This is a genomic window from Psychrobacter sp. CLB018, from assembly GCF_041222815.1.
Classification (GTDB): domain Bacteria; phylum Pseudomonadota; class Gammaproteobacteria; order Pseudomonadales; family Moraxellaceae; genus Psychrobacter; species Psychrobacter faecalis.
In genome coordinates, this window is record NZ_CP166085.1 from 2,371,458 (window position 1) to 2,395,909 (window position 24,452).

21 protein-coding genes are annotated in these 24,452 nt (G+C 43.3%); 6 read left to right on the forward strand and 15 right to left on the reverse strand.

Annotation, left to right across the window (positions count from 1 at the left end; all coding sequences use genetic code 11):
- Positions 1-233: 233 nt before the first annotated feature.
- The 7 genes from AB8P72_RS10025 to AB8P72_RS10055 all read right to left on the reverse strand — a co-directional run bounded on the left by AB8P72_RS10025 (position 234) and on the right by AB8P72_RS10055 (position 10,533).
- Positions 234-2,582, reverse strand: a complete 2,349-nt coding sequence (locus AB8P72_RS10025; protein WP_306495247.1) for a cation-translocating P-type ATPase — start codon at positions 2,580-2,582, stop codon at positions 234-236.
- A 311-nt stretch (positions 2,583-2,893) separates the two neighbouring features.
- Positions 2,894-3,118, reverse strand: a complete 225-nt coding sequence (locus AB8P72_RS10030; protein ID WP_193032176.1) for a heavy-metal-associated domain-containing protein — start codon at positions 3,116-3,118, stop codon at positions 2,894-2,896.
- Positions 3,119-3,355: 237 nt separating this feature from the next.
- Positions 3,356-3,610, reverse strand: a complete 255-nt coding sequence (locus AB8P72_RS10035; RefSeq protein WP_068407125.1) for a hypothetical protein — start codon at positions 3,608-3,610, stop codon at positions 3,356-3,358.
- A 45-nt stretch (positions 3,611-3,655) separates the two neighbouring features.
- Positions 3,656-4,531 carry a 3-deoxy-8-phosphooctulonate synthase gene (kdsA, locus tag AB8P72_RS10040; protein ID WP_369957704.1) on the reverse strand — a complete coding sequence of 292 codons (876 nt, stop codon included), beginning with the start codon at positions 4,529-4,531 and terminating at the stop codon, positions 3,656-3,658.
- Between the two features lie 324 nt (positions 4,532-4,855).
- The gene (locus AB8P72_RS10045) at positions 4,856-6,490 is read right to left on the reverse strand and encodes a CTP synthase (protein ID WP_369957705.1); all 1,635 of its coding nucleotides are present in this window, start codon (positions 6,488-6,490) and stop codon (positions 4,856-4,858) included.
- Positions 6,491-6,716: 226 nt separating this feature from the next.
- Complete coding sequence (locus AB8P72_RS10050) at positions 6,717-7,799, reverse strand: porin (RefSeq protein WP_369957706.1); 1,083 nt, start codon at positions 7,797-7,799, stop codon at positions 6,717-6,719.
- Positions 7,800-8,328: 529 nt separating this feature from the next.
- Positions 8,329-10,533 (reverse strand): malate synthase G, encoded by a 2,205-nt coding sequence (locus AB8P72_RS10055; RefSeq protein ID WP_369957707.1) that lies wholly within the window; start codon positions 10,531-10,533, stop codon positions 8,329-8,331.
- 572 nt (positions 10,534-11,105) lie between these two features.
- Here AB8P72_RS10055 and AB8P72_RS10060 point away from each other — a divergent pair.
- A complete protein-coding gene (locus AB8P72_RS10060; RefSeq protein WP_369957708.1) occupies positions 11,106-11,819 on the forward strand; it encodes a tRNA-(ms[2]io[6]A)-hydroxylase in 714 nt (237 codons plus the stop codon).
- A 175-nt stretch (positions 11,820-11,994) separates the two neighbouring features.
- Here AB8P72_RS10060 and AB8P72_RS10065 read toward each other — a convergent pair whose 3' ends face one another.
- The 6 genes from AB8P72_RS10065 to mtgA form a co-directional block, all read right to left on the reverse strand.
- Entirely contained in the window at positions 11,995-12,255 is a 261-nt protein-coding gene (locus AB8P72_RS10065) for a hypothetical protein (RefSeq protein ID WP_156508523.1), read from the reverse strand.
- Positions 12,256-12,347: 92 nt separating this feature from the next.
- Entirely contained in the window at positions 12,348-12,737 is a 390-nt protein-coding gene (locus AB8P72_RS10070) for a hypothetical protein (RefSeq protein WP_226928934.1), read from the reverse strand.
- Positions 12,738-12,830: 93 nt separating this feature from the next.
- On the reverse strand, positions 12,831-13,082 hold the full coding sequence (locus AB8P72_RS10075) for a hypothetical protein (protein WP_068407143.1): 252 nt from the start codon (positions 13,080-13,082) through the stop codon (positions 12,831-12,833).
- Between the two features lie 43 nt (positions 13,083-13,125).
- Positions 13,126-13,296, reverse strand: coding sequence for a hypothetical protein (locus tag AB8P72_RS10080; RefSeq protein WP_193032189.1), 171 nt, complete (start codon positions 13,294-13,296; stop codon positions 13,126-13,128).
- A 377-nt stretch (positions 13,297-13,673) separates the two neighbouring features.
- Positions 13,674-15,920: a polyphosphate kinase 1 gene (gene ppk1, locus AB8P72_RS10085; protein WP_369957709.1), complete on the reverse strand. Its 2,247-nt coding sequence runs from the start codon at positions 15,918-15,920 to the stop codon at positions 13,674-13,676.
- Between the two features lie 117 nt (positions 15,921-16,037).
- Complete coding sequence (mtgA, locus tag AB8P72_RS10090) at positions 16,038-16,724, reverse strand: monofunctional biosynthetic peptidoglycan transglycosylase (protein WP_102077665.1); 687 nt, start codon at positions 16,722-16,724, stop codon at positions 16,038-16,040.
- A gap of 222 nt (positions 16,725-16,946) precedes the next feature.
- On the opposite strand from mtgA, the gene AB8P72_RS10095 reads away from it, so the two are divergent.
- The 4 genes from AB8P72_RS10095 to AB8P72_RS10110 all read left to right on the forward strand — a co-directional run bounded on the left by AB8P72_RS10095 (position 16,947) and on the right by AB8P72_RS10110 (position 20,649).
- The gene (locus tag AB8P72_RS10095) at positions 16,947-17,261 is read left to right on the forward strand and encodes a glutaredoxin family protein (protein WP_369957710.1); all 315 of its coding nucleotides are present in this window, start codon (positions 16,947-16,949) and stop codon (positions 17,259-17,261) included.
- Between the two features lie 37 nt (positions 17,262-17,298).
- Positions 17,299-18,486, forward strand: a complete 1,188-nt coding sequence (locus AB8P72_RS10100) for an alpha-hydroxy acid oxidase (RefSeq protein ID WP_102077663.1) — start codon at positions 17,299-17,301, stop codon at positions 18,484-18,486.
- Positions 18,487-18,751: 265 nt separating this feature from the next.
- Complete coding sequence (locus AB8P72_RS10105) at positions 18,752-19,750, forward strand: rhomboid family intramembrane serine protease (RefSeq protein WP_193032195.1); 999 nt, start codon at positions 18,752-18,754, stop codon at positions 19,748-19,750.
- A gap of 86 nt (positions 19,751-19,836) precedes the next feature.
- Positions 19,837-20,649 (forward strand): MipA/OmpV family protein, encoded by an 813-nt coding sequence (locus tag AB8P72_RS10110; protein WP_369957711.1) that lies wholly within the window; start codon positions 19,837-19,839, stop codon positions 20,647-20,649.
- Positions 20,650-21,118: 469 nt separating this feature from the next.
- On the opposite strand, the gene AB8P72_RS10115 is transcribed toward AB8P72_RS10110, so the two are convergent.
- Positions 21,119-21,325, reverse strand: coding sequence for a hypothetical protein (locus tag AB8P72_RS10115; protein ID WP_102077659.1), 207 nt, complete (start codon positions 21,323-21,325; stop codon positions 21,119-21,121).
- A 149-nt stretch (positions 21,326-21,474) separates the two neighbouring features.
- Positions 21,475-22,878 carry a class II fumarate hydratase gene (gene fumC / locus AB8P72_RS10120; protein ID WP_191690480.1) on the reverse strand — a complete coding sequence of 468 codons (1,404 nt, stop codon included), beginning with the start codon at positions 22,876-22,878 and terminating at the stop codon, positions 21,475-21,477.
- A 141-nt stretch (positions 22,879-23,019) separates the two neighbouring features.
- Here fumC and AB8P72_RS10125 point away from each other — a divergent pair, with 141 nt between their 5' ends.
- Complete coding sequence (locus AB8P72_RS10125) at positions 23,020-23,991, forward strand: 5-formyltetrahydrofolate cyclo-ligase (RefSeq protein ID WP_369957712.1); 972 nt, start codon at positions 23,020-23,022, stop codon at positions 23,989-23,991.
- Positions 23,992-24,452 lie beyond the last annotated feature (461 nt).

Consider the following 24,452-nt stretch of genomic DNA (forward strand, 5'->3'; position numbering starts at 1 on the left):
GCAAAACCAGCAGCATCTATTCATATCATTGGCTGGTTTTATGTATTATTAAAGGTTTATCTAATACTTTAAGTGTCAGCTATCGTGCTTGGCATCATAGCATAAATTTTGTAAAACTTCCCTTATCTTACCCCAACTTGCGCCCATAAAATTAAATATCGCCTGTAATATCAGCCATTAAAGAGGGGTTTTAATCCCTAATAACAGCGGCGATATAACAGGCAGTTTGGCATTTATGCTTTTGTTAAATGCTTACTGTCAGTATGAGTATTAGAGACAGTGTTATTTAGCTCAACCTCGGTTTTGAATCGCGTCAGACGTAGCGCATTCATCAATACCGAAATAGAGCTGAGCGCCATCGCTGCGGCAGCAATCATAGGGTTTAAGAAACCAAAAGCGGCCAAAGGAATACCGAGGCAATTATAGATAAAGGCAAAGAATAGATTTTGCTTGATATTGCGCACCGTTGCATTGGCAATTTTTTGCGCCGCATCAATATGCATGAGCGACTCACCCATCAAGCGCGCAGAGGCACTATGCTGAGCAACATCCGTACCCTCAAACATCGCAAAGCTGGCATCGGCGGTTGCCATCGCTGGCGCATCATTGACGCCGTCGCCTGCCATCGCCACTTTGTGACCCGCTGTTTGTAACAGGGCAATTTGGCTCGCCTTATCACGCGGGCTCATTTTACCGTACGCTTGCTCAATACACAGCTGCCCTGCCACATGGTCAACGACCGATTGCTTATCACCACTCATCAAAATGACATTGATACCCGCATCTTGTAGCGCAGTAATTGCCTGCGGCGTGTCGTCTTTTAAATCATCAGCTAAGGCAAACGCGCCTAGCGGCTCATCGTTGATACTAATGGCGACAGTACTGGCAATTTGCCATACTTTTGGCATCAGTTTTGGCAGGGTTAAATGAGCAAACTCTGCCGTACCAACTTTTACCATACCTAAGCCTTCGATATTTGCTTGTATGCCCGCACCTTTGATGACACTGATATCGGTGACAGTCATCAATGGCAAGTTACGCTCTTGAGCCGCGTTAATCAACGCCGTCGCTAAAGGATGGCTGGCGTGCGCCTCAACACTTGCGGCAATTTGCAGCACATCATCGACGGCAAGCGATTTATCCACCATGACCTGATCGACGATGGTAGGCTTACCAATAGTCAGTGTACCGGTTTTATCGAGCACTACGGTATCGATATTACCTGCCGCCTCTAAGCTTTGCGCGTCTTTGAACCAAACGCCATGACGCGCGGCGACGCCCATACCGGCCATAATAGCCGCTGGCGTTGCCAAACCAAGCGCACATGGACAAGCAATAACCAACACCGACACCGCATGCATCAAGGCAGTATCAACCATACCCGTGAGCCACCACGTCAGCCCAAAAGTAACCAAGGCAATCGTTACTACCACAGGGACAAAAATAGCCGTCACTCTGTCAGCAAGGCGCGCTAAATTGGCTTTTGAGCCTTGTGCATCGCTCAGCGCTTGTACCATATCACCGAGCTTGGTATCGCTACCCTTTGCACTGACGCGATAGAGTAAGCTGCCATTTTCGACCAACGCCCCTGCTAGCAGTACATCACCCGCTTCTTTTTTAAGCGGTACGGACTCGCCAGTTAAATGACTCTCAACGCACCAGCCAGCACCGCCGATAACGACACCATCGGTTGCCACGCGGCTGCCTTGTTTGGCACGCAGGATATCGCCTACTTGCACCGCTTGTAGCGCGACATTATGAAAATCGCCATTTGGCTGTTGCTGCTCAACCTCATCAGGCGTTAAAGATAATAATAAATCAATACTGTTTAAACTGTGCTTTTTGGTACGCTCTTCAAGGTATTTACCCGTACGCACAAAGGCAATAACCATCACCCCTGCTTCAAAATAAACAGCTGGTCCGTGTCCGCCTGCATGACCACTTTGCAATAAGCTACTTAACGTGCCATCGCCATAGGTCAGCCATAAATAAGTAGAATACGCCCAAATAGTTACTGTGCCAATGACCACCAATACGTCCATATTGGCAAGACCACCTTTGATAGAGGCCCAAGCACTTTTATAAAATGGCAATGCCAGCCCAAACTGGACAATGGTCGCTAAGATAAACTGAATCCAAACCGGCGGCATCCACGCCATACCCTGCCCAACCAGCATGCCTGCCATACCAACCAAGAACGGTAGCAAACAAACCCACAGCGCAATCAAGCGCCATGGATATTCAGTTGCGGTATCTTCATCCGACTTAGCAAACAAACTATCGGCTGCCTGCAAATTGGCCACAAAACCAGTTTTATTGACCCATTCTGTCACTTGCTCAGGCGTGGTTTGCGCTGGATCATAATCGACGTTAGCCGTCTCACCAGCGAAGTTGACATTGACTTCATAGACCGCCGGCTTCTTATTAAGGACTTTTTCGATGCGAGACGCACAAGCCTGACATGTCATCCCCTCAATCGCCAGTTGCAGGTGCGCACGCTTGGGCGCAAGCGGCGTATTTGACTGGATATCAGTCTCAACTTCATAAGGGTCATTGTTAGCGGTACGGGTAGCGTCATTCATAGAGAGAACTCGTTATTGCGTTAAAGCGCGTGATAGCGTTTAGATATTTAGGCATTCGTTTGCGCGAAAAAAAGCTCAATAGCTTGATAAAGGTGTTAGACGAAAGCGTATTTGAAACGCTCTTTTCTAAACCTACTGAGATAAATATTAAATGGTTATGATTGGCGGTAATTCAACTTTTTCTATGGTTGCAACTCATCAAGAGCTATTGGCGTATAAATAAAAAGACGTTAGTTATTGCTGCTTCATTATTTTTTAGCCATTAAAAAAACCAGCCATCAAAGCCGGTTCTTTTATAAATACAAATAATCTTAAGAGTTTGCAACGGTAGCATCGAAACCTGCATCGTCGATAGCAGTAGCTATCTTCTCAATAGTGGTCTTAGTGTCATCAAAGGTCACGGTCGCTAAATTATCAGCCAAATCAACAGAGATTGTCTCTACGCCGTCTATGCCGTCAGTTGCTTTATGTACGCTTGCCACACAACCACCACAAGTCATGCCATCAATATTAATAATTCTAGTTTGGTTTGCCATGAGGGGCTCCTTATTCTTATAACGGATTTTTTATTAGTGAATTTTTTATAATGTGCAAAAACTGTTTTGATAATGCTCTTTATGCGCTTAATTACCAATACAGCATGCAACTAGCATAAGCCGTATTACTGTTAACAACAAGTCAGTTTGGTTATAGCTGTATTAATAAAGCTATGAATTTATACCAAAACGACAAGCCACACTTCCTATTTCTAAAACAAGAGTAAGCTGTAATCTCTAATCATGATAACGTGGGTTTTGCGGGGCATCGATAGGAAACGGCTGAGTCACGTAATCAACCATGCTGATTGCCGCAACAAATGCATGCACCGTCGTTTTGGTATCATCATAATGGATAAATGCCATTCTGTTTTCAGGCTGTAGCTCAATTTCTGTGACACCAGTAATGTTTTTTAGCGCTGTCATCACGCTCTCAAACCCTTCGGTATCATCGATATTCTCGATACTTACTTGTGCAACTTTAATCGCCATGATCTTATCCCCTCGTCGTTTATAGCATTTATAGCATTTATAGCATTAATGCGTATCCAATACCTCAAAGCCTTTGACCAACTCATCAATCTGCTTAAGCTGACGCAAAAACGGCTCTAATTGACTGGTTCGCAACGCACACGGGCCATCGCATTTCGCCACTTCTGGGTTTGGATGCGCCTCTAAAAACAAACCTGCCAAACCTGTCGCCATACCTGCACGAGCAAGGGTGGTGATTTGTTCACGACGACCACCAGCACTGTCACTACGCGCTCCCGGCTGCTGCAAACTGTGCGTCACATCAAAAAACACGGGGACATCCATCTGCTTCATGGTATCAAAACCTAGCATATCGACGACCAGATTGTTGTAACCAAAGGCACTGCCGCGCTCACACAAAATCAGCTTATCGTTACCGCCTTCAAGGCATTTATTGACGATATGACGCATCTCGTGCGGTGCTAAGAACTGCGCCTTTTTGATATTAATAATCGCATCGGTTTTTGCCATCGCATGCACCAAGTCAGTCTGACGCGATAAAAACGCTGGTAGCTGGATAATATCGGCCACTTCAGCGACTGGCGCTGCTTGATACGGTTCGTGTACATCAGTGATAATCGGCACTTGGAACTTTTCTTTAATTTGCCCTAGCCAATCGATACCCTGCTCTAAACCCGGCCCGCGATATGAATGTAAGCTTGAACGGTTGGCTTTATCAAAGCTGGCTTTAAAGACATAGCCAATGCCCAAACGCTGGCAGATATCCACATACTGCTCGGCAATCTCAAACGCCAATTCTTTGGACTCTAAAACATTCATACCACCGAACAAGACAAACGGCTGGTCGTTACCGATATTAATCGTCTTGCCACTTGGCGTGTCGAGCTTGATATGTGACTGTGCGGTTAATAAATTTTCCATGAAGTGCTGACCCTCATTATTGTTATTTACTGTCGTTATCAACAGCATTTATTCATCTGGTTTTTCCCTATTGTAACCGATAGGCTGATAAAAATAAGTATCTAAGCGTAATTAGGAGTAATTGGGCGTAATTAGGTTCAAATACTCCTAATTACACTTCACTGATCATAATGATGAATAAATAAGAAAACTGTCTTGGTAAAACCATCTTGTTAAAAACTATATTGATAAAAACAGCTATTAAAAGGTTAAATTAAAGCCAAAAAAAAGACCAATCCGAAGATCAGTCTTTTTTATAATTACCAAGCTGTCGTACGATAATGCTTATTTGTTATCGTTATAATTTCTTGCTGCTTTGACAAAGCTGTTAAACAGTGGATGACCACCGCGTGGCGAGCTGGTAAATTCAGGATGGAACTGTACGGCGACAAACCAAGGATGGTTAGGAATCTCAACCGATTCAACCAAATGCTGCTTAGCAGAATAACCCGATATCGTCATACCTGCTTGCTCTAATGGCTCGATATAACGATTGTTCATCTCATAACGATGGCGATGACGCTCAGTGATATTGGTTGAACCATAAATTTGCGCAAGCTTACTACCCGCCACCAGTTCCGCTTGCTGAGCGCCCAAACGCATGGTGCCACCAAGGTCTGAATCATCGCTACGAATCTGCAATTCGCCGCGCTCATCCAACCACTCAGTAATCAAACCAATAATAGGCTCGGCCGCGGTACGATGGAACTCAGAGGAATTGGCATCGATATGTAGCACATTACGTGCATATTCAATCACCGCTAGCTGCATACCAAGACAGATACCAAGATACGGTACGTTGTTTTCGCGCGCATAGGTAATGGCTTTCATTTTGCCATTGGTACCGCGCTCACCAAAACCGCCCGGTACTAAAATAGCATCGGCATCGTTTAGACGAGCAAATAAAGCATCATCGGTTTCTAACAGCTCGGCATCGATATAGTCAATTTTGACGTCGGCTTTATGGGTGATACCAGCGTGTAGCAAAGCTTCGTTGATAGACTTATAAGCATCTGGCAATTCAACATATTTACCCACCATCGCAACCGTCACCGCCGCTTCAGGGTTGAGCTGAGCTTCGACGACTTTATCCCAATCGCTTAAATCCGCTTCTGGTACATCAAGACCAAAACGCTCACAGATTAAATCATCAAGATCTTGCTCATGCAAGGTACGCGGTATTTGATAAATACTTTGCGCATCTTCACACATGATGACTGCGCGCTCTTCGACGTTGGTAAATAGTGCAATCTTGCGGCGATTGTCTTGTGAGATATGGTGATCAGAGCGGCAGATCAAGATATCTGGCTGCAAACCGATAGAACGTAGCTCTTTAACTGAATGCTGAGTAGGCTTGGTTTTGGTTTCGCCTGCACTGGCAATATAAGGCACCAGTGTTAAATGCATGAGCATAGCGCGATTGCGCCCTAACTCTACTTGCATTTGGCGTACCGCTTCCATAAAGGGAAGTGACTCGATATCACCGACCGTACCGCCAATTTCGATAATGGCGATGTCGTAGCCTTGGCCACTGGCAAGGATTTTACTTTTGATTTCGTCAGTGATATGCGGAATCACCTGTACCGTACCGCCCAAATATTCACCGCGGCGCTCTTTATTCAAAACGTTCTGATAGATACGGCCACTGGTAAAGTTATTGCTCTTACTCATCTTTGAATGGCGTAAAAAGCGCTCATAGTAGCCTAAATCCAAATCGGTCTCAGCGCCATCTTCGGTGACGAACACTTCGCCATGTTGAAATGGGCTCATCGTGCCTGGATCGACGTTGATATACGGATCCATTTTGGTCATCGTCACGCTCACGCCGCGTGCTTCAAGGACTGCTGCAAGAGAGGCTGCGGTAATACCTTTTCCTAGTGAGGACACTACCCCACCGGTCACAAATATAAACTTGGTCATAGTACTCTGTCGGTAATTGGTAAAGAAGGATTTTACTAAAAATACGCCACAAAATATAGGGCAAAAGCACAAACTCTTTAAAACACTCCGTTTTAGCGCTTCGCCCGCATCAGTGCATATTTATCATAAGCATGACTATTATACGCCACTGCCGCTTTAAAAAGGGCATAACAAAAAAACTCACCCCGAAGGATGAGTTTTCTATAATCAGATTCTAATGTTTAGATTAGAATTTGTATTCTAGACCAGTACCAATTACGAATAATTCCACATCGCCATTGATCGGCACATATACACTTTCACCTAGATCATTTTTACCTAAGTATGAAGCTTTAACATTATCAGCGTTATTCACACCAGCATAAGCATGCATGATCATGTTGTCTTTAAAGAAGTATTTACCACCAACTACGATTTGGTCTGAATCAGCGTTATCCCAACCGTTCAAGTTGTCAGTTTTGTTGTACTGTGCATAGATAGAGGCTGGACGAGCAAAGTTAGTTAAAGGCATTGACGCACTAACGATTAAACCTTTCTCTTTCTTCATATCGTCAACACGATCACTATAATCAAAATCAGCTACTTGATATAGCGCACCTAAAGTAACAGGAGCTGCCATAAATTTACCTAGATCTACAGTTGCGGTACCGCGGATGATATCACCCTCGATGTTGTTGTCTTTATCATAAGCAACACCAGCAGTAAAGCCTGTACCTTGATCAAACATAGCTGCAACGCCGAAGCCAGAATTATTGTTGTTATTCTGATCATCAGAGTTGTACATTGCAGAGATTTCTAATGGTAGACCATCGTATTTTGGTGCAGTCCAAATGATTGAGCTTTTGATACGACTACTATCAGCCATATTTAAAGCTTCAACAGTACCCTTTTCTAATTCATTTCTACCTAGGTTATCCCAGTAACCGCTGTCAGCAGTGATAACGTTGTTAATTCTGTCTAACGTAGATTGGTTTTTACCAACACGGAATTCACCAAACTGTTTGTTGATAACACCAAGATAGGTGTCACGGTTAGTGAAACCATCAATATCACCATCGACGCTTGTGCCGTACTCTAACTGGTAGATAACATCAGTATTAGCAGTCATGGCTTCAGAGCCTTTGATACCGATACGTGAAGCATGAGAGTTGATTTCTACTGTATCTTCATCATAGTTATAACCAGGGCCATCAAGCTCAGCATTAACATAGTCAGCAGCTAAAAAAGCTTTACCGTATAGAGTTGGTGCGGCATTGGCTGCAGATACAGATAGGGCAGCGATTGCTGTAGCTAAAAGTAGTTTTTTCATGGGGTATCTCCACTTTACAATTTTAGTAATGAGCGAGCTATGATTAGCCGGTGCCCAATATGGTATCGTCACAAATCCTCAAAGATATAATGTGTAACTGGCTACCGAGATTAGTCAGAAACAAGTGTGGCGAAGTGCTATTACCGTAAGATGAAAAAAACCATGACTTACATAACCGGGATTAGAATCGTAACTGCCATGTAAATGCTGGTCTTTATCGCTCTGTTGCGTAACATCCGTTACCAAACTCATACTTCGATTACAAGCATAACAACTTTGACATAATTTGCAACATATTTTTTGAGACTTTTATGACGAAAAATTCTAAAACCCATGTTTCATCTAAGGTTTAACGATTGTTCAGATAAAAACAAAAAAACACCCCTACTCGCCATTGGCAAATAGAGGTAACTTTTATAAATAAGCAAAGTAGAAATACATTGCTTTAAATAAGCATGCACATGCTAGCTATTAAAGGACTACTGAACTATGGATAAGTAGCCCCAAAATAACGTTTAAAAATAACAAACTAGCAATGCGTATTGGCTTTTAAGTCTAAACGCGCTTGATGCAATAATGGCTCAGTGTAACCACTTGGCTGCTCACGACCTTTAAAGACTAGATCGCAAGCAGCTTTAAAGGCGTAAGAATTATCGAAGTTATTGGCCATTGGCTGATAGCCATTATCGCCCGCATTTTGCTCATCGACGACTTTTGCCATGCGCTTCATGGTATTCATGACTTGTTCTTCGCTTACCACGCCGTGATGCAACCAGTTAGCGATATGCTGACTTGAGATACGTAAGGTTGCACGGTCTTCCATGAGACCTACATCATTGATATCTGGTACTTTAGAGCAGCCAACGCCTTGGTTTACCCAGCGCACAACATAACCTAAGATACCTTGAGCGTTATTATCAAGCTCTTGCTGCTTCTCTTCTTCTGTCCAGTTGCTATCTTTGGCTAATGGAATGGTCAAGATATCATCTAAGCTGGCACGCTCACGGGATTTTAGGCTGTCTTGTACATCGGCAACATTAACTTCATGGTAATGCATGCTGTGCAAAGTAGCGCCCGTTGGTGATGGTACCCAAGCTGTGCTAGCGCCTGCTTGTGGATGGGTTATTTTGCTTTCCATCATCTCTTTCATCTCGTCAGGCTTCGCCCACATGCCTTTACCAATTTGAGCGTGGCCTTGTAGACCGGTTTCTAAACCAATATCGACGTTCCACTGCTCATAAGCGGGTTGCCATGCTTGCGATTTCATATCGCCTTTACGGACAAAGGGCCCAGCGTTCATACTGGTGTGCATCTCATCACCCGTACGGTCTAAGAAGCCCGTATTGATAAAGATAACGCGCTCTTTTGCTTGGCGGATGGCTTCTTTTAAGTTAACCGTCATGCGGCGCTCTTCATCCATCACACCGATTTTAATGGTATTACGCTCTAAGCCTAATAAGTCTTCGGCGGCGTTAAACAAATCGTTCGCCATTTTGACTTCATCAGGGCTGTGCATTTTTGGCTTAACGATATACATCGAGCCCTTGCGCGAGTTTGATAGCTCGTTTTTACCTTTTAAATCATTTAAAGACAATAGCGGAGTAATCAAACCATCCATTAAGCCTTCAAAAACCTCTTCTTGTCCGTTACCCAAATCGACCAGGATAGCCGGGTTTTGCATCAAGTGACCAACGTTACGAATTAAGAGTAGCGAGCGACCTGGTAGGATAAGTGCGCCGCCATCTGGCGTGGTGTATTCGCGGTCTGGGTTTTGTTTACGCGTACGAGTTTTGCCGCCTTTTTCAAAGGTTTCTTGCAAGTCGCCATTCATCAAACCAAACCAGTTACGATACACTTCTACTTTTTCTTCGGCATCTACCGCCGCGATTGAGTCTTCGCAATCTTGAATCGCCGTGATAGCAGACTCTAATAGTACGTCTTTGATGTTAGCTGGATCGTCTTTACCCACTGGATGGCTGCCATCGATTTGGATTTCAGCGTGTAGGTTGTTGTTTTTTAACAAAATACCAGTTGGGCTTTCAGCCTCACCGACAAAACCTGCAAACTGAGCGGCATCTTTTAATTCAGTGCTGCTATCGCCTTGCATAACTTCAAGCTTGCCATCGACAACTTTAAAGCCAGTGGCATCAGTATATGAGCCTGATGCCAATGCAAAGTTTTCATCTAAGAATTTTTTGGCATAGGCGACGACAGCGGCGCCGCGCGTTGGGTTATAGCCACCTTTGGCTTCTTGTCCGTTTTCATCGCTGATGACATCTGTGCCGTACAAGGCGTCGTACAAGCTACCCCAACGCGCGTTGGTTGCGTTCAATGCATAGCGGGCGTTACGGACTGGTACCACCAACTGCGGGCCTGCGATATGGGCAATCTCGTCATCGACGTTTTGGGTGCTGACTTTGAAATCATCACCTTCTGGTAATAAGTAGCCGATTTCTTGTAAAAACGCTTTATAAGCTGGGTAATCAATATCGCCATTTTTGGCAGGATTGTCGAGATGCCACTGGTCAATTTGCTTCTGAATTTTGGCACGGGTCGCGAGTAGCGCTTTATTACGTGGCGTAAATTCTTTAATAACCTTTTCAAAACCTGACCAATAGCTGTCTGAATCAACACCGACTTTCGGCAGCACTTCGTTTTCAATAAAATCGAACATCTGCTTATCGATGGCAAGAATGCCCTTTTGAATACGATTGGCGTTAGAAGACTGGCTCATATTGTTATCCTTATCTGTTCGTGAAGTGTGTTAATCCCGGATTGCTATTATCTATATTGCTACTACTTAGTGCAGTGCAAAGCCAATGCTAGGGCGCTAAGCGTTACTTTTTGCGCTGGCATGGATAGTTGATATAATACCGATTGGCTAGCTATTAACTGATAATAATAGTAAGACAAGATATTCTAAAAGCAAAATCTCATCCTACTATCAAATAATGAAATAAACAAGGAAAGACCATTCACTAAGTAAATACTTAGGCTGTCTATAAATGATACCCTATAACCTATATGGCCTTAGGTGCGGTAAATAGTCTGCTTAAGCGCTAGAATTGAAATGATGTATAAACCTTGAGTAATCATTACTATATCAAATTATGCTTAATAGTTATCTGTTAAGCCAAAGCATTTAAAAGTACCAAGCTTGCTTGATTATCCATCATGCCAGAAATGCCAAGCGCCATTAAAAATATTTGCCGTTATAGTCGTTATAATAGCTCTCACTCTTAAGCCTTTTTATTATTGTCTAATAAATACTGCCTTACACCTACTCTTTAAAAAGTCCGAAAAACTATGACTATTACTACCCAAAATCTTGCAACGCTAACTCAAAATAATGACGCTGACCAAGACAGCACTCAAGAAGACAGTGTCGATATCGCGCAATTAAGAACGCCACTAAAAGTAGACCTATCGCCTATTTATGAATTTTTAGGCGCACGTACCACGCAGGCTTGGGTCGATGCTGCCCTTGCGGATTTGCCGTTAATCATTCAAGACCATGCCAACTGCGAAAAAAAAGCGGCGGGTACAGCGATGAATTTAATCTTTCGTTATGAGTTTTCTTATGACTTACAGCGCAAATTGGCACAATTGATACGCGAGGAGATGCTGCATTATGAGCAAGTGCTTGGCATCATGAATGAGCGCGGGCAAGCATGGAAATATCTGAGCGCTGGACGTTATGCCAAAGGTATGCTCAAGCATAAACGTACCTACGAGCCAGCGGCGATGGTAGATGTCTTAATTATTGGGGCATTTATCGAGGCACGTTCTTGCGAGCGTTTTGCCGCATTGGCAGAAGTCATTAATGATAAACGATTGGCGAAGTACTATCGCTACTTACTTAAATCAGAAAGTCGCCATTTTGAAGATTATTTGGCATTAGCACAATCACTAGCTGAAGATAGTATTGACGAGCGTGTCGCCTTTTTTAGAGAAGTTGAAGCAGAGCTGATATCAAGTCCAGATGCCGAGCTACGCTTTCATAGTGGTAACCCTGCTTAATTAATTAAGCATCTTATTAATTTTCACCTGAAATAAAAAAGGTTTAACCGTTAGCGTATAAATTCTTGCTAAGGGTTAAACCTTTTTAAATCTTACTACTTAAAGCGACACTATAAATTTTACTTAAAGCGACACTATAAATTATCCGTTTCTTATTTTATTGTTCTGAAAGCCATTATTTATCGCTTTCGGTTATCGAAGTATCATATTGTTTGTGATTTTTTACCACATGATGGGGATCATGGTCATCCGTCAACCGTTCTGCTTCTGCCGGATTGACCTTTTGCAGGGCATCGTCAGGTACGATACCATTGTTATCATCGGCATCTTTTAGATTAGAGTTGTTTTCTGGATGATTCAACTTTTGCTGATGCATATCAACGTTCCTATCGTTAACGTCCGTAGCATTAACGTTCTTGTCGTTTTGTATAGTCATAGGCCTTCTCTTTATAATTATAAGCATATAAAAAATAGCTATCTATATTTGCTAGCACTCTTAGCCTCGCTAAGCACCTTCAACCTTAACTATTAGAAATCTTTTTCGTCAGGATTTAGTACGCGTGTTTGCGCATTATCGACATTGGCATAGCGATTTAAATCGTTTATATCGGTGCTTTTGGCCGCTTCAGGCATGGTGGTATGCTCATTTACCCCTTCGTCGAAAGCATTGCCTTCTTGATCGCGGCGATCTGGCTGACGCGCAGGATTGTCATTTTTGTTTACATGCTCTGTTTCTATCACGCCTTCTTTAAAGGTATCAGTACCTTTATTAACTCTGGTATTGTCTTCGATATCATCGTGAGCAATAGATGAATGAGCCTCATTTTCTTGAATATCAGTTTTTTGAATATCATTCTCTTGGATACGAGTTTTGGTTAATTCAGGATCTTTGGTTGGCATATCTTTGGCTTGCATCATAATATCCTTATCGTTTTTTAAATCATTATTTTTATCATGATAGTAAATCGCTACATTCGCTCATTTATCTTTCAGTTGAATAACTGCTACCAATTACTCATTATTTTTTTGAGACAAGTCATAAGCGTTTAAATCAGCGACGTTTTTACCACCGGGTGGCAAATCTTCTTCTTTACGTGGGTCTACATATACTTCATCGGTTTCCTGTGACGCTTGTTCTGGACCGTCAATATCCGGCTCGTACTTTCGACCTTTATAGCTGTCTTTAGGATTTTTTGGTTTTAATGCCGCTGGATCATCAATTGGTACTGGTTCTTCATCATTAGGTTGGGTAAAGTCTTTCATAGCGTGTCCCTCGCGTTTGTTGTAGAGCAACAGATTAGTTTTATTATTTATCAGTACGCAAATCATCTTCGATAAAAGGCGTTTTTTGCTCTTCGCTTAGATTTTCTGGTTCATCGACTTGTTTGTTATCTGCTAGGTTTTTTTCGATTTGTTGACTATCTGCTTGTTCTGCAGCTTTTTTTACATCAGATGTGTCATTATTGGTATTACTCATGGTGCAATTCCTCTTATTTATAATTTATTTATAATAAAATTGTGCTAGCTATGATTAGCTTGTCCTTGTTCGCTCTTTATAAATTATTGATATATAGACTGCCGTCTATCAGCTATCAGCGACAAGGTATAACTTAATTATAAGAATAATTTTTGACTGCTCACCAGTGTACTGCGGTATCAATGTGTGAATAAATGTGAGGTTAGCCGACAGTTTGTAACTTGCTTTTCATTAGTGCGCTACTTTTTTGGTGATTTATTCCGCAACTTTATAAGCGCTGTTAAATAAAAAAACCAAGATCCAATAAATACGGATGCTTGGTTTTTATTTGGGCTTTTCAATGCTTATTAGATCGAAAAAGGTTGTTGAGAAATAGTCTAAGTTGTCTCGCCAACGCCGTTGATGACCTTTAATAAATGCTCTTGTGCGATATGCGGCGTTTCATCTGCCGCTGGCTGTAATTGCTGCCAAACGCCATTACCGTCAAGCGTCCAAGCCTGAGTATTGTCTTGTAGATAGTTGATTAAACCATCTTGATAAATTTGCTTAAATAGCTTTTTGTCTTCGATTGGGAACGCCACCTCAACGCGGTGGAATAAATTGCGGTCCATCCAGTCGGCGCTGCCGCAATACAAGCGCTCATCGCCAGCATTATAAAAGTAATAAATGCGCGTATGCTCCAAAAAGCGCCCAATCACAGAACGGACGGTGATATTTTCGGACAGATCCTTTACTTGCGGGCGTAGGCAGCACATGGAGCGCAAAATTAGCTCAATCTTAACGCCTGCCTGCGACGCATCATACAATTTATCAATCAGTCGGCGCTCGGTCAGCGCATTGACCTTGATGATAATATGAGCGCGTTTGCCTGCTTTGGCTTGAGCAATTTCATCATCGATAAAACTCATGAGCTTTTCATGCAAGGTAAATGGCGCATGTAGGAGTTTTTTTAGATTGGCAGGTTTACCCATGCCCGTCAGCTCTTGGAAGATTTTGTGCACATCCTCTGAGATATCAGGGTCGGCACTAAATAAACCATAATCGGTATAAACTTTGGCATTGGCAGCATGATAGTTGCCCGTACCGAGATGCACATAACGACGAATTTTATCGTTTTCACGGCGAATGATAAGCATCAATTTGGCGTGGGTCTTGTAACCGACGATACCGTAAACCACCACCGCGCCTGCTTCTTGCAGATAATTAGCCACCGCGATATTTGAAGCTTCATCAAAACGGGCGCGTAACTCGATAACCGCCGTGACCTCTTTGCCATTACGCGCCGCCGCCGCTAAGGCTTTAACGATTTCTGAATTGGTACCTGAACGATATAGCGTTTGCTTAATGGCGAGCACTTTTGGGTCACTTGCTGCCTGCCATAATAGATTGATAATCGGCGAGAACGCATGAAACGGATGATGAACCAAGACATCGCTCTTACGCATCGCGGCAAACATACTGGTCGCTTTATCGAGCTTATCGACTTCACGGCGGAACGGTTTGGGGACGACATGGGTAAAAGGCTGATAACGTAGCGCTGGGATATTAAAATCAAACAGCAAGCGCGTTAAGTTCACCGGCCCATTGACGCGGTAAAGTTGATTGTCATGTAGCTCAAACTCATTGAGCAAATAATCGCTAATCGGCGCTGGGCAGTCGGTAGTGACCTCTAAACGCACCTTGTCGCCAAAGCGGCGGTTTTCAAGTTCGCCCTCTAGTGCCTTGGCAATATCATCGACATCCTCTGCCAAATCCAAGTCGGCATTGCGCGTCAATCTAAACTGATGGCAACCAGTGACATTCATCCCCGGGAATAGCTCACCGATATGCTCATGAATCACCGCAGATAGCATCACATGATGCTCTTTACCGCCCGTTAGCTCATCAGGCAAACGAATGACACGCGGCAAGCTGCGCGGCGCTGGTACAATGGCGAGATTGATATCACGACCAAAGGCATCTTTGCCCTCTAACGTGGCGATAAAGTTTAAGCTTTTATTCACTAAGCGTGGAAATGGATGCGCCGGATCAATGCTAATAGGTGTGAGGACTGGTGAGACTTGCTCGGTAAAATACTGCTTCATCCACGCCGATTGCTCAGGAGTTAGCTCGTCACGTTTGAGATAACGAATATCTTCTTGAGCCAAGGCTGGCAATATATCTTCATTTAAAATGCGGTATTGCTCGCTGATGGCTTTATGAGTGACAGCAGAGATTTCTCTGAGCACCTCGCTTGGGCGCATACCATGAGCGCTGGTTGAGACATCACCCATATTGAGTTTTTGCATGATACCGGCGACACGAATTTCAAAAAACTCATCCATGTTGGAAGAGAAGATAATGAGGAAAAACAAGCGCTCTAACAAAGGATGGCGCGGACTGGCCGCCTGCGCCAACACCCGCAGATGAAACTGCAACAAAGACAAATCGCGATTGATATAGCTGCTCGGCGAATAGCTGCCATCGTCGAAACGCTGCCAGTCTATTTCACTCAATCCTTTGCTCGAGCTTGCTGTTAGCTCTTCTTCTGTTTTGACCAGATTCGTGCTGAGTTCACTATCCGTTTTTGTACTAACATCAATACTATCGTTAATTTCATGATCGTTATTTTGCTTATTAACCATCTCTGCCACCTTTTTAATCCTTTACGTGATCGATATGCCGTCATCTTTTACTTTTTATGAACGCTATTTAATGCCAACCGACAATTTAAGCTAATTACATGCTAAGCCAATCGTTTTCTAAGCGGATTGCGGTAAGACGGCATTTTTCATGCGTTTTTTAATGATACGTTGTTTGTTGCGCAAGCGTTTGTCACTTTGATGACCTTCGTAGTATTTTGGATTGGTCAGCATGGCGATGAGCAAAGCCGATTCGTCACGATTTAGGTTGGCCGCTGACTTATCAAAATAATGCTGGGCGGCGGCTTCAACACCATAAATGCCATTGCCAAACTCAGCGACGTTGAGATAAGCGGTCAAAATGCGCTGCTTATCCCAAAAGGTTTCTATCATTACCGTGATAATCGCTTCTTCAGCTTTACGGGTATAAGAGCGATGCGAGGTAAGAAATAAATTTTTGGCCAATTGCTGCGTAATCGTGGAGCCGCCCGCTGACATTTTGCCCGTTTCTTCGTTCTTTTTCTGTGCCGCCTTAATGCCTTTCATATCAAAGCCATTATGCTGGCTAAAGGTCGAATCTTCACTGACAATCGCTGCTTGTTTGGCAGATTTGGCAATGGCGTCATACTCAGCCCACGTCTGCGTGACCGTGCCGCCTGTCAAACGATGGGTCAGCATAAACATGCTGTTATTAATCGGCTGGGTTTTCCAAATCAACAGCAGACCTGCGACCAGTATATGGAATGCCACCACCAACAACATGAATGCCAATAATAAGCGTTTGAGAAATGTGCCAAAACTTGCCATGCGAGCGATATCCGAGTGGTTAAAAAATAGTCAACATAATAAACTGTTAACACTAACGCGTTAATCATAAATAGCAGGTCATCTTACCTAATCTCACAATCGCTGTCATTATTTACCCTATTTCTTTATGATGTAAATACTGCCAAATGCTATGAATATTTTTCTTTAAAAATTTAAAACTAACGCTTGGCGATAAATAGATATAAGAATAAGAGTGTAAATATGGCTAATAATACAGTAGCAATGTTACGGGCACGCATGATTGCCACCAATCCCAATCTTGGTACGGCTGAAAATCAGGATAGATGGTGGCTACTCGGGACGACTGGCTGTCATCTTTGTGACGTCGCTGAACACCTACTCAGCCAATTTCAAGCGGTGCAGCCGATACGCTATCAGTATGTTGATATTGCTGATTTTGATGAGGTGCTGATGATGGAGTTTGCTACCACGATTCCTGTGATACTGACGCCATCAAAACGCTTGAACTATCCTTTTTCAGTGTTGGATTTGCAGCAATTATTAGTAGCGTCATAAAACAGACAACGTAAAAAATGATAATAATGAGAAACTTATGAAAGATTTAAAAAAAATAACGGAAATTGAGGATTTGCGCCGTGTTGCCGAGCGTAAAGTACCACGCATGTTTTATGATTACGTCGATTCGGGCTCATGGACTGAGACCACTTATCGCAACAATGAAACCGACTTTGACCGTATTAAATTGCGCCAAAGGGTTCTGGTCAATATGGAAGGGCGCTCGCTTGCCACTGATATGCTAGGCTCAAAAGTCAAAATGCCCGTTGCTATCGCCCCAACTGGCTTTACTGGCATGATGTGGGCCGATGGTGAGATTCACGCCGCACGGGCAGCGGAGAAATTTGGCGTGCCCTTCTCGCTTTCAACCATGAGTATCTGCTCTATCGAAGATGTCGCAGAAAACACTAGTGCGCCGTTTTGGTTTCAGCTCTATGTGATGCGCGACCAAGAGTTTATGGCAAATCTGATTCGCCGCGCTAAGGCGGCCAATTGTTCCGCACTTATCTTAACCGCGGATTTACAAGTCCTCGGTCAACGCCATAAAGACATCAAAAACGGTCTATCTGCGCCGCCAAAACCTACGCTTGCTAATATATTAAACCTCATGACCAAGCCACAATGGTGCATGAATATGCTCGGCACCAAACGGCATAGCTTTGGTAATATCGTCGGCCATGCCAAAAACGTCGAGGATATCTCATCGCTATCGGCATGGACGGCTGAACAGTTTGACCCGGCGCTAAGCTGGGATGACGTCGCACGCATTAAAGATATGTGGGGCGGCAAGCTCATTATCAAAGGCATCATGGAACCTGAAGACGCCATCATGGCTGCCCGTAGCGGTGCCGATGCGTTGGTGGTTTCAAACCATGGTGGACGTCAGCTCGATGGGGCGTTGTCTTCCATTGCCGCGCTCGCTGATATCGTGCAAGCGGTACGAGCAGAAAATAGCAATATCGAGATTTGGCTCGATAGTGGTATTCGCTCCGGTCAAGATGTGCTCAAAGCACTCGCTGTAGGCGCCAATGGTACAATGATTGGTCGCGCGTTTTTGTATGGACTTGGCGCTTATGGTGAAGATGGTGTGCGCCGTGCGCTAGAGCTTATTTATAACGAGTGTGATATCAGCATGGCGTTTTGTGGTCATACCGATATCAATCAAGTAACGGATGACATTTTGGTTAAAGGCACTTATGAGAATCTTAAAACTCATGCTTATTAAAAAGCCAGTCCTTATTAAAAAACCCAGCTTTATTAAATATTGATATATTCAGTTCGATGTAAAAAGGATATGTTCAAAATAGCATGCTGCTAGAATAAATTTTCCTTGCTTGCTGTGTGCTTCGCACTCCAGAGGCTTCGAAAAATTCATTCTAGCAACCCTATATCGTTTTGCAGTTGAATCGACTATAACCCGCTTATAGGTGACACGTCTTAACCCTAGCCTTTATACTCTACTCATCACTTTTTATTGATAGTTTGCGTTTATGACCATTCAACAATTATTAAAAACCGCGCCCGTCACCACTTTGCTATTAATAAGCTTTATCGGCTTATTTATCATGCAGGTGCTGAGCGGCGTCGATGCTAACAATCCATCGACCGAAGCATTGCTCAAATGGGGCGCCAATGCTTTGCCTTATACCATGGACAATGAACCATGGCGCTTGGCAAGTAGTGCCTTTTTGCACATCGGTCTGATGCATTTATTGTTTAATGGTTTTGCCATGTATTTCTTTGGGCAAATCGCCGAGCCGATGTTTGGCTCAGCGAAGTTTTTGGCGTTATTTTTACTGGCGGCAATCGGTGGTAATTTACTGAACAATTATGTCACGTGGCAAGGTATCCTAGATGGTACGGGACAACCCGGACTATCAGCGGGCGCGTCTGGCGGTATCATGGGTATCGGTGCCGCGCTATTGATAGCCGCGCTGTTTAAAATATCAGTCAATGGCATGGTGCTCAATCTGAAAAGCCTAATCATTATTATGGGCATCAATTTGGTATATGGCTTTGCCGTACCGGGGATTGATAATGCCGGTCATATTGGCGGCGCGGTCACAGGATTGGTGATTGCATTGGCGTTTGCCATTGCCTACCGTCAGCGCTTGGCTGCGACGCTAAAGCATCTACCTAGCCGAGCTCAAGACATTTATCAGACTACCTATATCAATTCTCCAACAAGTAGTGATACTGATTTTTCTATCCCTACTTCTACCCACGCTCCTCGCTTTGATAATGAGGGTAATTTTGATAATAACAGCAGTTTTAATCACGACTCTGCTGTAAACTTACCCTTAGATAGCTATGCTAATCAGGCAGCCCTTAATCACAGCAAAATTAACGAACAACAAACAGCGACCAAATCGACGTTTATTTGGCAATTGCTACCGTGGCTGGTCATGCTGCTGATCAGTATTGGTTTTGTCTGGTGGTGGCAAGATATCCATCAGCAAATACTACAAGTGCTCGCCGCCATTGAGTAAAATGCCAGACTTATTTATTATTCTATTTATCAATGCTTTTCAATGCTTTTTTTACCGTTTATCCCACCCACTTATGAGAGCAAACCATGTTTAAATCATCAGCGCTATCGAAACCGTTGACGCGCACTGTGCTTAGCGCATTGACCGCCACTGCCCTATTTAGTGTCGCCAGCATCTCTAATGCCGCACTGTTTAAAAACAACTTACCGACTGATAAAGATGCCATTTTAAGTGTCGGCGTCAACGTCATGGCGGTCAAGTCGGCTTATGATTTGGAAGACAGCACCGACATAAAAGTATTGCCGGGTGTGTTTTATGATAACAACAGAATCTATGCACGCGGTGCGCAAGCGGGTGCTTATATCATCAATGATGGCACCAATCAGCTAGCCGCTTATGCTCAGCTCGATGGCAGTGAATTCGATCCTGATGATGCAACTGGCGCGCTGCAAGGTCTTGATGAGCGTAAAGCCTCAGCCGCTGCCGGTCTATCCTATCTGCGTCGTACGCCTGTGGGTGGTTTTCGCCTGCAAGTCGCGACTGACGTTTTAGATAAAAGTGGTGGTAATACAGCGCGTTTGACCTATCTTGCTAAGATCACTAAAGATAAGCTGACCGTCTATCCAAGCATTGGCTTTGAATATCATGATGCTGACTACAATAACTATTATTATGGCGTTAGTGCGCAAGAGTCAGAGAAGACAGGCGTCGCTGCTTATGAGTCAAATAATAGCTTAAACCCTTATATCAATATCAGTGCCAACTATGACTTTAATGAGCGCTGGGCAGGATTTGCCAATCAAAGCTTAAGCTATCTGCCAAATGAACAATACGACAGCCCAATGGTTGACTCGCGTACGGATGCAACAACGACGCTTGGATTGCTTTTTAAGTTCTAATTAAAAATAAATTTTAGGTAAAAAAACCTTGTTGCTTGATGTGGCAAGGTCTTTTTTTATCTCTACTTTAATTGTAGGGTGCGCCTAGCGCACCGATAGTATAGCTATTTCTTAAAAATGGTGCATGGGACGCACCCTATTAGTATTGTATTGTCATCTTATTAATTCTCAATCTTCTAAAATACCTGATCACAGCAGAATTAGGCTTGGATTTTGATATTGTAGAGAAATGCTTAAATACCTCAGTAACACCAGCCTCCTCAAGTATCATCTTCTTTGTTATTTTAGCTGATTCATAGACTTTTGATCTTACCGATATGGCACCTAGCTCATCCTCATAACTTAAAACGTCTTCAGCCCCCATATATGCGGTTACAACCTGAACTATAAGACAATCATTCAAATAGAATCCGTTTTTGTCCGTGAACGCACAAAGAGAATGTATTACAGAGCCAACTAAATTTTTTCTTTATACTTCGTTCAAAGTTGAGTTTGTCATTGCTTCTGATACCATCTCATTACTTTCAAGAAAAATTTTATATAGCTCTTCATGAACAGATAATCTTTTATCAAACACTTTTTGAGAGTAAATTTCAATCCGTTTATTTCTGTGAAAATACTCTCCAAGTAAAACGCCAATTAGTAGCCCTGCTAAACCAATCCATGCACTTTCCATTCTACTTTCCTCATAAAGCCTAACAGTAGACTATAGTATAAGAGTATTAAATCACTCAAAATTTAGTAACCTAAATATAAGTTTACAGCATAAAAAAGACCTTGCCACATTACATGACAAGATCTTTTATTTACCCAAAAAAATCTAAATTAAGAAGGATGCACCATATCCGCAGGGGTTACCCACTCATCAAACTGCGCTTCAGTTAACAGCTCCAATTCAACCGCCACTTGCTTCAAAGTTTTGTTTTCTTTATAAGCAGTCTTAGCGATTTTTGCTGCGTTTTCATAACCAACATGACGGTTCAAAGCAGTCACTAGCATTAATGAATTATGCAAGAAGTCATCGATTTTGTCTTTGACTGGCTCGATACCAACCGCACAATTTTCGTTAAAGCTGTTGCAAGCGTCACCCAATAGCTTGATAGATTGCAATAAATTAAAGGCAATCACTGGCTTATAAACGTTAAGCTCAAAGTTACCTGACGCGCCAGCCATGCTGATAGTGACATCGTTACCCATGACTTGAGCGACGACCATGGTCATTGCTTCTGACTGAGTTGGGTTTACTTTACCCGGCATGATAGATGAGCCTGGCTCATTTTCTGGAATCGTCAATTCGCCCAAACCACAGCGAGGACCTGATGCCAACCAACGGACGTCATTAGCGATTTTATTTAGGCTGCCAGCTAGCGTTTTGAGTGCGCCTGAAGCAAACACTTCGGCATCACGAGCGGCTAGTGCTTCAAATTTATTTGGTGAGGTGACAAACGGTAAGCCTGTTAATTCAGCCAATTGCTCAGCAGCTTTTACCGCATAATCAGGGTGAGCGTTTAGACCTGTACCAACCGCTGTGCCGCCTAGTGGCAATTCATATAGACCTTGTAGCGCGTTATCGATACGAGTTAATGAATGGTCAAGTTGGCTGACATAACCGCTAAATTCTTGACCTAGAGTCAAAGGCGTCGCGTCTTGCAAATGCGTACGACCGATTTTAACGATACTATCGAATTCTTTGGCTTTGGCATCTAGCGTATCGCGTAGTGCTTTTACCGCTGGGATAAGCAAGCTGTTAATCTGACGGGCAGCCGCCACACGAATCGCGGTTGGGAAGCTGTCGTTGGTAGACTGTGCATGGTTAACATGGTCATTCGGGTGAATCGGCGTGTAGCTGCCGCGCGCGTTCCCTGCGATTTCGTTGGCACGATTTGCCAATACTTCGTTCATGTTCATGTTTGACTGGGTACCAGAACCTGTCTGCCATACTACGAGTGGGAACTGATCCGTTAAACCACCGTTGATAACTTCATCAGCAGCTTGCACGATTAAATCGCGCTTATCGCCTTCGATACGCTCAAGGCTAGCATTGGTAATGGCAGCGGCTTTTTTCACTAGCGCCATTGCTTCAATCATCGGACGTGGCAACGTTTCGCCACCGATTTTAAAGTTCTCGCGACTACGCTGAGTTTGCGCACCCCAATAAGCGTCAGCTGGGACTTCCACGTTGCCCATGGTATCTTTTTCGGTACGAGTTGCCTGATTCTGTGTCGACATAACTACCCTCTTTGATGGTTTGTTGTATAGCTGCTTTGAAAAAAGTGCAACACACGCTGCACATAAAGGAAAATACGATGTAAAGTGGCGTTATGATAGCATGACTTATCACAAATTTCTCCAAGTCCGTGAGGCTAACTGATGTCTAAAAACACCGGCCAACAACATTCTGCTACTGCATTATCTGATTCTTTATCTCAGTTATCGGCTGATGACGCTCGCTCTAAAAAGGAGGTTAAAGTCGCTGATAGCCTGGCTAATCCACCCAGACGACAATTTACCCGCCAGCGTCGGCAATTAACAGCTGGCGAGCGTAGACAATATGCGCGCATGGCAAGCTTACATTTAATTAAATTGCAACAACGCTTACCGCCGCATGCAAAGATTGGCTTATATTATGATGGCTTTGGCGAGCTACCCACTCAGCCACTGTTGGACTGGTGTCAACGCTTAGGCTATTTGCCTTATCTGCCTGTGGTTGGTTCGCTCGGTCGTACTAGAAATGGTAATGATGATAAACGTCTGCGCTTTGTGCCTATTTATCAGTCGAAACTATTAAATATACCGACACGCATTCATAGCTTAGGGATGAAGCAAAATCACCATCGCAGGTTACTTTGGGCACACGAATTAGATGTGATTATCTGTCCGCTCGTGGCGGTTGATAAAAGCGGCAATCGTATGGGCATGGGTGGTGGATTTTATGATACAACCCTTGGTAAAAGCCATCAGGCAGGGTTAAAAAAACCATTGAAAATTGGTTGGTGCTATGATTTTCAAGTGGTTGAGCAGCTTGAGCGCCAAGCGTGGGATGTGCCTTTAGATGGTTTGATAACACCAAGTGGCTTGAGGTGGTTTAAACGAAATCAGATTACAAGCCGCTATGACAAAGCATCTAGCGCTGATAGTGTTGATACGTACTTACGAGCATTGGGAAATGATGACGCTAGAGAGAAGCTCTACTACAGTCAAGAACAAGCCTTTAACTCCGACGAATTAGCAAAGGTGGTTAATAAGAAACGCTTAAATGAATTACTGGCTGACAGTGATGCTTTTTTGGCTAGTCTAAGTGGTAAGATTGAGGATTTTGAAGATAAAAATAAAGACCCATAAAGGATTTATAAAGACAACAATGAGCTACTTTTGCTCAAAACCACTAAGGGTAGTTTTTACTATCTTGTGGATCATTTTCGTCGGTCTTATTATCACGTTAGGTTTTAGCACAAATCCCTATTTACTTCACGTTCAGAATATTCCTCCTCCGCATCCCTATCCTATAGAATTAGTCGTTATATTAATAATGGCGATGCTGTTTCACTTAAGCCTACTGGTAACTATGGATGTATATATGGATAGTCGCTGGAAGTTCTTCGCTATGCTGTTGACTAGCATTTTATTTTTATTTGGTTTCGGTATGATGGCGATGCATGCACCGCCGTCATTAGGTGGGATGATTTTTTGGACATTCCTGTCATCTTTACTATTTTTATTGCTTTGCTTTCGGCAGGTCTGTTTATTTTTTTTAAGGCGATTTTTTCGTAGAGAATCAGTTTAATAACAAGGTAATTGATATT